Source organism: Stenotrophomonas sp. STEN038, assembly GCF_056759895.1.
Genome location: NZ_JBRRDW010000078.1, coordinates 1 through 13,867, shown reverse-complemented (window position 1 = coordinate 13,867; position 13,867 = coordinate 1). Strand labels below are relative to the sequence as shown.

Here is a 13,867-nt window from a genome sequence, read left to right as displayed (position 1 = left end):
TGGCCGCTACCGCTATAGCCCTAGTGATGGGGGTTGGCCTCGCCTCCCCTGTGCACGTACAGGCAGCGGAATCCGGTGTTTCAGCAGCACCGTCTATACATTATGCGAAATTGCATATCGCCGGGTCAGCTGGATCTGGCTCTGGATCACTTCTCACCTACCATCCCGGCCTCCTAAGGATCAGGGGGAAATTGAGGCATGAGCGACACCTACAACCTGGACAGCCGTCCACCATGCTGGGAACCGGGAACGCAATGCCCGAACAGCTGTGCCAGTGACCACTATCGGCGCGTGATCGACAACCACGTCGCTCTAACAGGCCCGTGGGCTGGTTGGCGACTGGCAGGACGAGATCTGGTCGCCCCAAGCGGCGAAAGGATCCCAGAACGCAGGCTACGCGGCCTGCTATGGCATGCCAATGCAGCTGATTTACGTGACGCGACACGGAAACGGAACGCTGCACGAAAAGCACGTCAGCAGTCGTTGGTGAAGGTCGTTGTCGTGGATCTGGGCGAATGGCGGGAACGCCACTTCGGAACGCGGGCTGGGTAAGGGCGTCAACGCAGGGGCGACGCCCCTGCACCCCCTACTTGCAAGCGTTATGGACGGCGTTGTCATAGGCACTGGAAAGCGCAAAAGAGCGCCTGGTGCCTGCTGCGTTGTAAACAACCTCTCGTTGCCGCTTCGCACTCTCGCAAGCGTAGCTCGAGCCCGTAGTGCGGATCGTCGCTCCTGTAGCGCGACCACCACCGCCTCCGCCAACAGAAGCAACGTACGGGCGCTGTGCTGCACGCCGGGCCGCAACTTCACGCTCCATCTGGGCAAGCCGAGCCCGTAGATACGGGTTGTCCTGATCCGGTACAGCCTCCCAAGCCTTGACTGCTGGACCGTTCGCGCAGGGATGGGACTGGTAAGAATCCGGCTTTCCACGCTCGACACACTTGTAGACCTGAAATGACCCTTGAGCGGCGGATGGCGGCGGCCGCTACGCCGGAGCTGGCTCCTTGGGTGGCCAGGTCGGCGGAGGATCGCCGAATTCCAAGCGTTCGTGCTGTGTTCTTGATGGCACCGGCGATTGTGCAGGCGTTCGAACCGGGTGAGCTCGCACAGTTGAAGGCTCCGATGTCGGTGGTTGTGGGTGAGATCGATGCGATTGCACCGCCCGCCAGCAACAGCAAGGTCATTGCCGAGGCGAAGGACAACGTGCAACTCCAGGTACTCCCATTGGTAGGCCACTACGACTTCCTTGCCGACTGCACGGAGCTGGGCCGTGAGCGTTTAGGAAAGCTGTGCGAAGTGACGGCCGACAAGCAGGATACGCATCAAACAACGATCCAGCAGGCCAGGTCGCTGTTCGATTCCGCGTTTCGGTAGAGGCACCGTTGGAGTTGCGTGGCGATGTCCGCTCGCAGCCAGAAGCGGACATGCTCCCGAATGATGGCTGGCTTCAAACCGAGACGATTCAGAATTCCGTCTACACAAAAATCCGCACACGCATCGTGCTCATTTTCCGCTCATCCCTGTACGGTCTGCTCGCCAAAGGCCAACCGTAAAGCTTCGGTGTCGCCGTTCAGCGCAGCACGCATGCGGCCCTCGTCCAAAGGGCGTACCACCCAGTCGACATCCCACTGGAAGCCATTACGTCTTGAAACCGGAATCGCCAGATACCAACTTGGCCCGGGCCCTACGCAGTACCAGAATGCATCGTCTGAGGCCTGTGCCATCCAGCGCGGTCCCGGTTGCTGCATGCCATCGAACCGTCCTTGCAGCTGCTTCACCACCCGTACCTCAGCTCCGGTGAAGGCAGCACCATCGCGCGACGGAAACCGCAGCCGCTCGAACGTTTCCTGGCGGGCAGCCCGCAACCGCTGCGGACCATTGAGTTGCGCAGCCGCCGCCAACACCGCTCCCAGTCCCAGCAATATCACCAATGCGCTCTTCACGACGTCCTGCCCGTACTACTAACGAAGTAGTCAATGATAGCGATCAGCTGCAGCAGGATGCTGCACTACGGCACCGGCAGGAAAACGTCGAGTAAGCCACCCGAGCAGGAAATCCGCAGCTGGATTGACCCTTGCCTTGCCCACTCAACTTGAATCACCCATTTCTTTCCAGGCAGCGTAGGCGTGCTCTGGGTCGCATGACGCCCTGCGGGCTGAAGTGGACTTCACATAGTTCTGAAAGATCTCTTTTTGAAGAAAAGGTGGAACACCTTTCGCCAACTGGACGGCATTGACCCTGCAGCTACGAAGTCAGTCGAAGTAGTAGAGGCGCGCCAAGACCGAGCGCACCTCCATGCCAGCATTACTTTGAGACCTGCTCCACCGCGGCAAGAATCACGTCCGCGACTTTCTGCGGCTGTGACAACTGGGGTACGTGGCTGGTGTTCAATGTGATGGTGGTCGCACCCAGTTTTTCTGCCAAGTCCTTCTGAAGGCCAGTGTCCAGCATGTGGTCCTGTTCACTGACCACATACCAGGTCGGATGCCTGGTCCATGCTGCCGCGCTGACCTGACCGGCAAAGTTGGCGCCGTTGGTTGGGTTCTGAGTAGCTGTCAGCAACTTGGCATCCGCCAACGGGAGATCCTGAGCCAGATTATGCTCAACGCCTTCGAGGGCCTGGTCGCTCACCGATCACTCTGATCGCATCCATCTCCGTGACAGTCGGGGCTGCTTCTTGAGGATTTGCCGCTGCCACTCTTGCGCAGCTGACCAGCAGAATGGCGCCTATCAATACCTGAGATCGCATCTATCAACCCCTAATAAAGTTTTCCCCAACTCGCGTTGCCCACGATCGGCCGCTTTCGACTGTGGTTGTCACCCTGCCTTACGCCGTCCTCGCACCTTGGATAGCTTGTTGCTAACCACAGCCTTCAGCTCTTCCGCCTGCTCCGGAACCAATGAAGGTTGCATTCTCTGGATCTTGGCGAAGTTCTTGCGCGCGCTTGCCAGTTCGAAACCGTAGTCCAAGGCCTTGATGGCGAGACCGCCAAGAAACAACCCAACGAACACCATCATCATCAGCTCAGCGCCCGAAGCTGTAGCGAGACCTCGGTAGCTCGATAGCAGCAACAGCATCGCAGCAGCAACCAGCAGGAAATACAGTCCGAAACCAACGACGATTCCGAACCACGCGTGTAGCGCCTTTGCATGACGTTCGTTCTTCCATCGAACCAAACCATCGCCCAGCTGAAAGAACTGCGCCGAGTGGCTCAAGGCCCACAGCGTATCTGCCGCTTGGGAGTTTGAAGCTACGTTGATGATGATCCGCGCCGGCAGGTACTCGCGGCAGTAGTGGCGAATCAAAACCTCGCACCAGAGATGATCACGCTTCGCGCGCTCGAAGTCCCAAAGCTGCAGGAATTCCTGCCTGGCTTTTGCTCGATCACTGTTGAGTGAGTAAAGGCCTTTGAACAGTACAAGCAACAGTACCGCCAGGACGACAATGATCTCGCCAGCCATACTGTGGCCGAAGCTTCCTGCTAACTTGAGTACAGGCTCTTGCACCTGCCCTCCTCGCCTTCACTGGCTGGATCCTCAATGAATCATAGCTGGGTTTTCAGGCTGCTTGGTCGCGGACGACTTGGCTAGCTACCCACTGCCGTCAGGCCATGGACGTGATCCGACATTCCTGGAGGTCGCAGGGGAGCCAGCAGATCGGCCGCTTCCCCGCCAGCGCAATCGGCTTGCCTTGGAGTGCCCATATCACTCACCAATATTCACGCAACAGGTGAGTATTGGTGCGTGCAATGCAGCAAGCCGATCAATAGATTCACGCACAGGATCATTCCCCGCCACATGAGGTCCGCGCAGCCGATCCAGCTGCGTCGCCCGAACCTGTCTATGTTCGTATACCCCGTCAGAGCCGAAGAGCAGTTGCCCAATCCGGTGATCCATTTGACGGACTGGCCAGAGATTGCCACTTCTAGTGCAAATCAGATGGAGAAGATCCTGGGTTCCGCACTGCGGTCAGAGATACGAAGAAGACTCCATGCCGGCATCGCAGTTCCCTTGCCGCGGACCAAGCCCAGCAGGGGCATCAACATCAATCTGTCGGCAGGCGAGTCACTCAAGGTGCTGGTGCACAATGAAATAGTGCGGAGCCGGATCACGCACGAGGCGCTGGCGCGGTCCCTGAGCATTCCCACACCATCTTTGAAACGGGCGCTGGACCTGCAACAACCGGCGGACGTGGACCTTCTTTCCAGCATGGTGGCAGCCTTGGGCAAGCGAATGGTCGCCTACATCTCCTAGTCTCGGGTTGTCCGCTGACCGGCGCGGATTGCCGGAACAGGCATCTGGCTGATGGGCGGTGGCGCTTACCGGCTGCTTTCAGACATGGTTTCGTAAGTATCCACGAGGTCGCTGGCAAAGCGCATGGAGACCGTCGTTCCGACACCTACATCGCTCTGCGCGCTGATACTTCCACCCGCGCGCACCAGCAGGTCGTGCACGACGGACAGACCAAGCCCGCTGCCTTGCCCCCGAGGCTTGGTGGTGAAGAAAGGCTCGAAAGCGCGCGCCAGCACCTCTGCCTCCATGCCCGTGCCGGTATCCGCCAGGTCCAACACAAAACGGCTGCCGTCCCTTCGTGCGCTCAGGATGAAGTCACCGCCGCCAGGCATCACATGATCTGCGTTCGCGGCCACATTGAGGACCATCAGGTCGAACTGCATCCGGTCGAAGAACACGGGCGGCAGATCATCATCCAGCTTGATATCAACGTTCACCCCCGGCCCCATCAACTGCCGCACCATCGGCAGGAGCAGCTTCAAGGCTTCGCCGGGATCGAACCACTCCTCAACCCCCTCCTCATGATGCACCAGGGACAGCAGCCGACGCGTCATCAGGTTGGCACGCGCCAGCGCCGCGTCCACGCCAATCAGGGACTCCCGCATCCTCGATCCATCATCGCTGCGTAGACCGCCCTGTACGTAGCCGCCTGCAACCGCCAGAACATTGCCGAAGTCATGGGCGACCCCACTTGCAAGCCTGCCGACTGCTTCCATCTTCTGTGCCTGGACCAGCTGTGCGAACGTCCTTTCGCGCTCGGCCATCTCTTCGGTCAGGCGTTGGTTGGCAACATCCAGCGCATCCCCGCGTTGCCTTGCCTCAAGAAAGCTCTCACGCAGCGCTGCCGAGCTTCGGTCAAGCACGATCGTGATCATCAGGAACATCGCGGTGCTGAACGCAGCGTCGCCGAGAAGCGCGGCCGCTTCACCCTGGTGGCCGATATCGACCCATATGCCTAGAAAGAACGCGACGGTGATGCACAGGAACATCAACCACAGCGCCAAGCGCCCGACAATCAGCGCCGCGATGGCCAGCCAGATCGCCAGTACGGGTTGATCGAAACGCTGCGCTCCAAAACCGGAGTTCAGGTATGCAGGGATCAAGGTCACACTGAAGATGCACAGCAGCACATACGCGGCGGCTTCAAACTTCCCCCTGCGAATGAGGAAGAAGCTCATTGCCGAAACGCAACTCACGGACAGGCTCAGCACCATGCTGGTCACTTCACCGGGCCGCCAGGGAATGTCCACCAGGAACGCCCGGTAACACCAAGCCGCCACTGGCAAGGCCGCCAGGAGAAAGGCGATCAGCTGGAGCATTGGCGCGTTGCGCCGATTGACCGGATCGGCGATGGGCACGTCGCGCAGCCATCCCAGCATGCCCTGCCATAGCCGCGGGCCAACGCCCCACACGCTTTTGGCTGGCATCGACAGTTTGTTCTCCATCCCTGATCTCTCCGCCCTTCTATCCGTCCGACAATAGGATGAAACACTTGCCAACGACTCTGCAAAGGGCGCGGGGCCGAAACGCAAGTGAAGTGCGCTGCTTACAGGAGCAGCAGATAGCCGACCCCGCGGACCGTGGTAAGCGGCAATTCGCTTCCGGTCGTAGCGTGGACCTTGCGCCGTAGGCGATGGATCAGCATTTCAAGGCGGTGCAGATCGAACTCCTCCCCTTCGCTGCCCAGATGCTGCAGGACGAGGTCCCGCGCCACCACACCTCCATTGGCCTCTTCCAGCATGAGCAGGAACAGGCGCTCGCCTTCAGACAAGGCCACCTCCGCTCCGGAAGGCGAACAGAGGCGCCAGCCCTGTGCGATCAAGCCCCATCCAGCCCTTGCTGGATCACGTGGAGCGGGCAACTGCGCCCCCGGCGAGGTCCGGCGCAGGACGCTGCGCACTGTGGCGACAAGCACGTCGATACCCACCGGCTTGGCGAGATAGGCATCCGCCCCCTCCTCCAGCCCGCGAACGTGGTCCTCCGAACCGCGCCGACCAGTCAGCATCACAATGCCGACATTCCCGAGCTTGCGCAGGTGCTGGGTGACCATGAAGCCGCTTTCGTCGGGCAGGCCGACATCCACGATGAACAGGTCATGGGAGCGGAAACTCAGCGTCCGGTACAAATCCATTGCACAGCCCACGCCATGGACGTCAAAACCCTCCTGTCGCAACCCCGGGACAAGGAAGTTCTCGCGCAGTTCGTCTTCGTCCTCGACGACCATCACGGACAGTTTCTTCGGTTGCTCCTGCATGCCGTCTCTACACGGTGACAAGCGCGCATGATCGCACCTGCCGTTGACCACGTCATTTCACCCCTAGCGCCGCGAGCTGCGGCGCAACGGTCATCAGCGTTGGCTGCGGTAATGCTCAACCCATTCCACGGACTGGGCGACGCCGCCAAACGGGAAGATATGCAGGCTTACGGTTCCATGTGCTTCCGTCAGCCCGCTGGCCAGGCGATCAACAAACCGATCCGGCCCTGCCGTTCCAAACAGCTTACCGATCGAGATGCCGTACTTGGACCAGATCGATGCGCTTGCACTGACGCCGCACATCGCCGCATAGCGTGCGAGCACCGCAACCCCTGCCGGGCCGGGCACACCCACGCGCACTGGGTGATTGATGCCGCGCTGGCGCAGCTCGGCCAGCCACGTCAATACGATGTCGGCATCAAACCCGAACTGGGTGACGATCAGTGGCTCCATGCCACGGCGCTCGATGCTGCGGCATTTGCGCCCAAGTACTTCCCAGCGCTGGCTCTCATCCATCACCGGGTGCCCTTCCGGATGCCCGCCCACGCCGATGCGCTTGATACCCGAGCGTTCGAACAAACCCGTTTCAATCAGCGAGGCGCTATCGGCAAACGGACCCTTGGGGCTTGCTGCGTCCCCGGCAATCACGAAGCAGCGCTCAACTCCGGCGGCATCAACTGCGCGGGTAATGAACGACTCCACCTCAGCGAGCGAGCTGAAGCGTCGTGCAGGTACATGCAGCATCGGTTCAAAGCCCAATCCGCGGACTGCCACGGCTGCGGCCAGCCGCGCTTCGTTGTCTTCACCCGGCAGGTAAGGAATGAAGACCGTCGAGCCGGACGCTATGCCGGCTGCTGCCACGGTCAATGCGGGAATGGCTTTGGCGCTCACTTCCAACGAGTAACCTACAGTGATGTCTTGCGCGGGCATGGGCATATCGGGATGATTCAAGGGTCTTACCGTCATGGATTTCAAGTGAGCGCCCCGGCTCTTGATCTTGCGGACGAGGTGCCGGTGAGCCGCTTGCTTGTGGTGTGCGTCAAGCAGCGGCAGTGGTCTGCATTCAACGACGCGGCTTGTTGTCGGCCGCCGCTCCAATGCTCGAAGCAGCCACCGCGGTTGAATGCCGAGCCAGTTCGATGAAAGCGCGCACGTAGTCGATGCTGGTGTCCGTTTCACGCGCACCGAGGAATATCTGCTTGGCGATGCCGCGTGCACCCAGCCGCACCGGCACCACATCCATCCTGCTTGCATACTCCTCAACCAACCAGCGCGGCAGTGCGGCCACGCCGCGGCCGCTGGCCACCATCTGCACCATGATGTCGGTGGTTTCGATGGCTTTGTGCCGCCGTGGCGTGACGCCGGCAGGCAACAGGAACTGGCTGTAAATGTCCAGCCGCTCGATGTCCACCGGATAGCTGATCAGCACCTCACGGGTCAGCTGCTGTGGCTTTACGTAGGTCGCCGAAGCCAGCGGATGGTCCTTGGCTACGACCAGCACCTGCTCGTAATCGAACACGGGCTCGAACTTCAGGCCTGGCTTGTACAAGGGATCGGGCGTGACCAGCAGGTCGATCTCGTAGCCGAACAATGCGCCGATTCCGCCGAACTGGAATTTCTGCCTGACATCCACGTCCACGTCCGGCCATGCCGCCAGATAGGGCGACACCACCTTGAGCAGCCATTGGTAGCAAGGATGGCATTCCATGCCGATGCGCAGCGCGCCGCGCTCACCCTGCGCGAACTGGCCCAGGCGCTCTTCGGCCAGGTCCAGCTGTGGCAACACCCGGTTCGCTACCGCCAACAGGTATTGCCCGGACTGGGTGAGCCGTAGGCTTCGGCCTTCGCGCAGCCAAATGTCCGTGCCCAGCTGCTGTTCGAGCTTGCGGATGCTGTGGCTAAGGGCCGACTGGGTCAGGTTCAACACGCCTGCAGCGGCGGTCAACGAGCCCTGCTTTTCGACCTGTTGGACGATGCTCAGATGGATGCGCTCAAGCATATGAATGAATTTTCTTCATGGAATGGTGAAATTAAACCATTTTACGTCATGGAAAACCGCAACTAGGATCGAACCTCAGCAGCAGCTCCATTCAGCTGGCTGACGATCCAGCCCCCAAGAAGGCAGAAATGACTCACCCTCCCCCACTTCGCGTCGTCGCGGTCTCCGGTGGGCTGCACCGCCCCTCCAAGGCCGCAGCCCTGGTCGAGCACCTGTCGAACCTGATTGCAGCCGAGGTTCACTGCGAAACCCAGCTTGTCGAGCTGGGCCAGCTCGCCCCGTACATGGCCGGCACCGTCAGGCGCAGCGAACTCCCCGATACGGTGGAACTCGGGCTGGCAGCAGTCGAGCAGGCGGATGTGCTGGTGGTGGCCACGCCGGTCTACCGCGGCTCGTACACGGGGCTGTTCAAACACTTCTTCGACTTTGTTGACCAGGACGCGCTGATCGACACGCCGGTTTTGTTGGCTGCCACAGGTGGCAGCGAGCGCCATGCGCTGATGATCGACCACCAGTTGCGACCACTTTTCAGCTTCTTCCAGGCGCGTACCTTGCCGCTGGGTGTGTACGCGACCGACAAGGATTTTGCCGGCCACAGGCTGGACAACGCGGACCTGATCCAGCGCGCCAGGCTGGCGGTCGAGCGCGCATTGCCGATGCTTGAGCTGACCCATCGCCCGACAACAAACGTCACCCGAAGCATCGTCGCAGCCTGAGAGCGATTCCTCCTGCCGAATCAGCACGACGCTGTGCAGGCCCTCATCCGCAGAACCTACGGTAGCGCCCCCATGAAAGAAAACTTTGAGTTCAGCATCAAGCGCATCAGCTTCGATGAAAACTACCAGCCATTGGACAGTACACGGCTGACGACCAACTTCGCCAACCTGGCCAGAGGCAATAGCCGCCAGGAGAACCTGCGCAATACGCTGAAGATGATCGACAACCGGTTCAACAGCCTTGCCGATTGGGACAACCCAATGGGCGACCGCTATGCCGTCGAGCTCGAGATCATCTCCGCCGAAATGGAGGTTTCCGGCGCAGGCCAGGCAGATGCGTTCCCGCTGATCGAGATACTGAAGACAACCATCGTAGACAGCCGGACCAAGGCGCGCATCGAAGGAATCGTGGGAAACAACTTCTCTTCCTACGTGCGTGACTACGATTTCAGCGTGCTGTTGCCGGACTACAACAGCACCCGGACCGCCTTTGCCGCACCGGATGATTTTGGCGACCTGCATGGGAAGCTGTTCAAGCACTTCGTCAACTCGCGTGCCTACAAAGCGAACTTCAGCAAGCGGCCGGTGATCTGCATCAGCGCGTCCAGCAGCAAGATCTACCACCGCACCGCCAACCAGCACCCGGCGCTGGGCGTGGAGTACCTGCAGAACGAGCTGTCCTCAACCGACCAGTACTTCGCGAAGATGGGGATGCAGGTCCGCTTCTTCATGCCGCCCGACAGCGTTGCGCCGTTGGCGTTCTACTTCTTCGGCGACCTGTTGGGCGACTACACCGACCTGGAACTGATCGGAACCATCAGCACGATGGAGACCTTCCAGAAGATCTACCGGCCCGAGATCTACAACGCCAACTCGGCGGCAGGAAGTGTCTATCAGCCGAGTTTGAAGCATCAGGACTACTCGCTGACAAAGATTGTCTACGACCGTGAGGAACGCAGTCAGTTGGCAATCAAACAGGGGCGCTTTACCGAAGAGAACTTCATCAAGCCTCACCGGCAGACGCTGGAACAGTGGGCCGCTGCCTGCGCGCTCTGATCACTCCAAGGAATTAGAAATAACCCGCCATGAAGAAATTGTTGCCTACCTCAACCGCTGGCAGCCTGCCAAAACCCGTTTGGCTTGCCCAGCCCGAGAAACTCTGGTCGCCATGGAAGCTGCAGGGCGAAGAATTGCTTGAAGGCAAGCAGGATGCGCTCTGCCTCTCGCTGCACGAACAGTTGCAGGCAGGTATCGACATCGTCAGTGATGGTGAGCAGACCCGCCAGCACTTCGTCACCACCTTCATCGAACACCTGGACGGCGTTGACTTCGAAAAGCGCGAGACCGTGCGGATCCGCAACCGTTACGACGCCAGCGTGCCAACTGTCGTAGGCGCTGTCAGCCGGCAGAAGCCGGTATTCGTCGAGGATGCCAGGTTCCTGCGCCAGCAGACCAAGCAGCCGATCAAATGGGCGCTGCCGGGCCCGATGACGATGATCGACACGCTCTACGACGACCATTACAAGAGCCGCGAAAAGCTGGCCTGGGAGTTCGCCAGGATCCTCAATCAGGAAGCCAAGGAACTGGAAGCAGCGGGCGTCGACATCATCCAGTTCGACGAACCCGCCTTCAACGTCTTCTTCGATGAAGTCAACGATTGGGGTGTTGCCGCCCTTGAGCGCGCGATTGAAGGACTCAAGTGCGAGACCGCGGTGCACATCTGCTACGGCTACGGCATCAAGGCCAATACCGACTGGAAGAAGACCCTGGGCTCGGAGTGGCGCCAGTACGAAGAGTCCTTCCCGAAACTGCAGCAATCCAACATCGACATCATCTCGCTGGAATGCCAGAACTCGCATGTGCCCATTGACCTGATCGAACTGGTACGTGGCAAGAAAGTGATGGTCGGCGCCATCGACGTGGCCAGCGACATCATCGAGACCCCTGAGGATGTAGCCACTACCCTGCGCAAGGCGCTGCAGTTCGTGGATGCAGACAAGCTCTATCCGTCAACCAATTGCGGGATGGCACCCCTGCCTCGCCACGTGGCCAGAGGCAAGTTGCATGCGCTCAGTGCAGGTGCCGAGATCGTTCGTCGCGAGCTGTTGGCCTGAGTTCTGTGGCCCGGGTGAGCATGCAGCGCGCTCGGGCTGTGAATTCGATAGCCGTCAGAAGCGAGTGTCGAGGTCTAGTCGAAATATCGATTGGACCGTAGAAACGCAATCTTCCGCCGCACCCGGTTATGAACCGCACGCACGCCGGTAGTGCATGGCGACTGCGCCGTTGTGAAGTGGCGTCGACGAGATCAGCTCCAATCGTCGCGTATTGTTCAACCCGCGCTGGTACAGAGTTGGCCCGTGCCCGGCGATCCTGGGGTGGACGAGAAACCTGTACTCGTCGATCAGATCGAGCCTGTCCAGCTCGGTAGCGAGCATGCCGCTACCGAGAAGCACCCCGGCCGAGGTGGCATCCTTGATTTTCCGCACGCTCGAGCGCAAGTCGCCGAAGAGGTGGTGGCTGTTGGTCCACGGGAAGCCCGTTCGCGTGGACGACACCACGTACTTCGACTTGGTCTCCAGCTTGAGCGCCCAGTCGCGCATCGCCGGCGTGGCCTCTTCATCGCCGCGAGCGACCGCCGGCCAATAGGCCTCCATCATCTCGTAGGTCACGCGCCCCCAAAGCATCGCCCCAGCATCGTCCATCAGACGACTGAAGAAAACGTGGGTCTCGTCGTCGGCGATTCCCTCCTGGTGGTCGACACAACCGTCGAGGGTGATGTTCAGGCAGAAGGTCAGAAGTCCCATGCGAGCTTGCTCAGAGTTGGGCGTTCCATTGGATTGTCGCTTGTCGACGGGTGCCTTGCAGCAAAGAACTGGTATCCATGCCGCGATCAGCCGGCGTATCCCGGCCATCTGCGTACGCCATGCAATGCAGCTCAGGGCACCACATTCGATTCCTTGGCTTATTGGGGCGCGCAATTATTGCCTTCTTCAAACCCCCACGTTCGCAGGATGTGTCTGTACTTTCGCCCTGCACTGCGCTGGCTCTGCTCTTTCAATCCTATCGTCACAAGACTCGGCTCACCCTTCGTGCTGGGACCTGTCAGCAGATTCGTCTCCCGGCCAATAAGCCTCTCTTCAAGTGGTACGCGCCGCCAAGCGGTGCCGTCCACCGACTGGTATTCGATATAGGGTGGTATCGAGGTTCGGCAGGGAATCATTACGGACAAGGCCAGATTTGCGCTAAGCCATTGATATTACGCAGGCACGTAGGTGGAGACTTAGTCGTCGCTGCTAAAAGTTGACGCCGCGCCTCACAAGGTTCTAGGTGGGTGCCTAGCGGCACCCACCTATTTGCCGGTCAATGGCCAGACGATAGCGTGGCGCCCGGCGTTCGATGCTTGCCTAAGCGATCGACCAGCGTCTCACTCGCGTCGTTGAGACCATAGACCTCGACAATCGCGCCATGCTCACGCAGCTTCATTACCACCCGGTCCAGAGCGTCCACGGCGGTCAGATCCCAGAAGTGCGCATCTTTCAGATCGATGATGACGTCCTTGGGAACATCTAGATAGTTGAAGCTGCTCACGAACTGGCCAGCGGAGGCGAAGAACACCTGTCCCTTGACCACATAGACGCTTGACTCTGCGTCTACCTGGGTCATCTCGATGGTGAGCATTTTGCCAACCTTCCGGGTGAAGAACACTGCTGACAGGACGACGCCTGTCAGGACGCCCTTGGCCAGGTCGTGTGTAGCCACGGTGACTAACACGGTGCCAATCATCACCACCGACGAGCTCTTCGGATGGATGGCCAATGCGTTGACAAAACCGGTAACCACTGACCGTGACACAAAGCGCATCAGCGAGCCCAGGCGCATAGCACCGGCAATCATTTGCAGCACGCCTGCCAAGATCGTCGCCGCGAACAAGTACTGGATGCCATGATCCTTAACCAGGGTGACCATCAACAAGGCCATGGCGCCGGTCGCGGCCGAGATCATGCCAGGGCGACCACCAGCGATGGCGGTGATGACTGCGATGCAGAACGAGGCATACAAGCCCACTTTGGGGTCGACGCCGGCGATGATGGAAAACGCGATTGCCTCGGGAATCAGGGCCAGTGCAACGACGATGATCGAGAAGAACCGGCACGTAGTTATCACGCCATTCGGGTGGAAACGTGAAACCATCTGGGGCTTTGCTGATCGAGATCGACATTTCGACCGGATCTCTCCAGCCACCCGTCCCACCAAGCTCAGAGTACCTCTTACCTTGCGCAGTCCGTGCAGCAACGATGACCTGCCCATCAGTGAGCCGGACTTCTTCCAACCATTTCACGCTTGCTCTGTCGCACCCCACAAGCGTCAATAAAGCTATAAACACCAATGGGAAGGCTGACCGTCGCGTGCGAAGAGCACTTGATGCAACTCGCTCTAATGAGAGCATGTTCTCGTCCTGCCTCGTCTTATAGGGGGATTCAGCTGTCAATCACAATGGAGTTCCCAGGATTTCCTAGACAGAGCTAGCCTCTGTTGGGGGTAGCATTGGGAGACAGTCATGTCTGCAGGCAAGATCACCAGCAAGACCCGGCAAGCCTACAAATT

Annotated in this window: 14 protein-coding genes; 5 read left to right on the top strand and 9 right to left on the bottom strand. The window is 59.7% G+C overall.

What is annotated here, in order from left to right; translation table 11 throughout:
- Nucleotides 1–954: 954 nt before the first annotated feature.
- A complete protein-coding gene (locus tag ACVOLS_RS20255; protein WP_481547115.1) occupies nt 955–1,374 on the top strand; it encodes an alpha/beta fold hydrolase in 420 nt (139 codons plus the stop codon).
- A 140-nt stretch (nt 1,375–1,514) separates the two neighbouring features.
- On the opposite strand, the gene ACVOLS_RS20250 is transcribed toward ACVOLS_RS20255, so the two are convergent.
- The 3 genes from ACVOLS_RS20250 to ACVOLS_RS20240 all read right to left on the bottom strand — a co-directional run bounded on the left by ACVOLS_RS20250 (nt 1,515) and on the right by ACVOLS_RS20240 (nt 3,507).
- Complete coding sequence (locus ACVOLS_RS20250; RefSeq protein ID WP_481547114.1) at nt 1,515–1,943, bottom strand: hypothetical protein; 429 nt, start codon at nt 1,941–1,943, stop codon at nt 1,515–1,517.
- A 361-nt stretch (nt 1,944–2,304) separates the two neighbouring features.
- Nucleotides 2,305–2,631 (bottom strand): alpha/beta fold hydrolase, encoded by a 327-nt coding sequence (locus tag ACVOLS_RS20245; protein ID WP_481547113.1) that lies wholly within the window; start codon nt 2,629–2,631, stop codon nt 2,305–2,307.
- 186 nt (nt 2,632–2,817) lie between these two features.
- Nucleotides 2,818–3,507, bottom strand: coding sequence for a hypothetical protein (locus ACVOLS_RS20240; RefSeq protein ID WP_481547112.1), 690 nt, complete (start codon nt 3,505–3,507; stop codon nt 2,818–2,820).
- 432 nt (nt 3,508–3,939) lie between these two features.
- Here ACVOLS_RS20240 and ACVOLS_RS20235 point away from each other — a divergent pair, with 432 nt between their 5' ends.
- A complete protein-coding gene (locus ACVOLS_RS20235) occupies nt 3,940–4,254 on the top strand; it encodes a hypothetical protein (RefSeq protein WP_481547111.1) in 315 nt (104 codons plus the stop codon).
- 65 nt (nt 4,255–4,319) lie between these two features.
- On the opposite strand, the gene ACVOLS_RS20230 is transcribed toward ACVOLS_RS20235, so the two are convergent.
- From ACVOLS_RS20230 to ACVOLS_RS20215, 4 genes are all read right to left on the bottom strand, one after another.
- The gene (locus ACVOLS_RS20230) at nt 4,320–5,738 is read right to left on the bottom strand and encodes a sensor histidine kinase (protein WP_481547110.1); all 1,419 of its coding nucleotides are present in this window, start codon (nt 5,736–5,738) and stop codon (nt 4,320–4,322) included.
- A gap of 101 nt (nt 5,739–5,839) precedes the next feature.
- Nucleotides 5,840–6,547, bottom strand: coding sequence for a response regulator transcription factor (locus tag ACVOLS_RS20225; protein ID WP_481547109.1), 708 nt, complete (start codon nt 6,545–6,547; stop codon nt 5,840–5,842).
- A 93-nt stretch (nt 6,548–6,640) separates the two neighbouring features.
- Complete coding sequence (locus tag ACVOLS_RS20220) at nt 6,641–7,483, bottom strand: methylenetetrahydrofolate reductase (RefSeq protein ID WP_481547116.1); 843 nt, start codon at nt 7,481–7,483, stop codon at nt 6,641–6,643.
- Nucleotides 7,484–7,610: 127 nt separating this feature from the next.
- Nucleotides 7,611–8,546: a LysR family transcriptional regulator gene (locus tag ACVOLS_RS20215; RefSeq protein WP_481547108.1), complete on the bottom strand. Its 936-nt coding sequence runs from the start codon at nt 8,544–8,546 to the stop codon at nt 7,611–7,613.
- 128 nt (nt 8,547–8,674) lie between these two features.
- Here ACVOLS_RS20215 and msuE point away from each other — a divergent pair, with 128 nt between their 5' ends.
- The 3 genes from msuE (at nt 8,675) to ACVOLS_RS20200 (ending at nt 11,376) form a co-directional block, all read left to right on the top strand.
- Nucleotides 8,675–9,262 (top strand): FMN reductase, encoded by a 588-nt coding sequence (gene msuE, locus ACVOLS_RS20210; protein ID WP_481547107.1) that lies wholly within the window; start codon nt 8,675–8,677, stop codon nt 9,260–9,262.
- Between the two features lie 72 nt (nt 9,263–9,334).
- On the top strand, nt 9,335–10,318 hold the full coding sequence (locus ACVOLS_RS20205; protein WP_481547106.1) for a DUF1852 domain-containing protein: 984 nt from the start codon (nt 9,335–9,337) through the stop codon (nt 10,316–10,318).
- 29 nt (nt 10,319–10,347) lie between these two features.
- A complete protein-coding gene (locus tag ACVOLS_RS20200; RefSeq protein ID WP_481547105.1) occupies nt 10,348–11,376 on the top strand; it encodes a methionine synthase in 1,029 nt (342 codons plus the stop codon).
- 126 nt (nt 11,377–11,502) lie between these two features.
- On the opposite strand, the gene ACVOLS_RS20195 is transcribed toward ACVOLS_RS20200, so the two are convergent.
- Entirely contained in the window at nt 11,503–12,066 is a 564-nt protein-coding gene (locus tag ACVOLS_RS20195; protein WP_481547104.1) for a dihydrofolate reductase family protein, read from the bottom strand.
- 556 nt (nt 12,067–12,622) lie between these two features.
- Nucleotides 12,623–13,453 (bottom strand): SulP family inorganic anion transporter, encoded by an 831-nt coding sequence (locus tag ACVOLS_RS20190; protein WP_481547103.1) that lies wholly within the window; start codon nt 13,451–13,453, stop codon nt 12,623–12,625.
- Between the last annotated feature and the right edge of the window lie 414 nt (nt 13,454–13,867).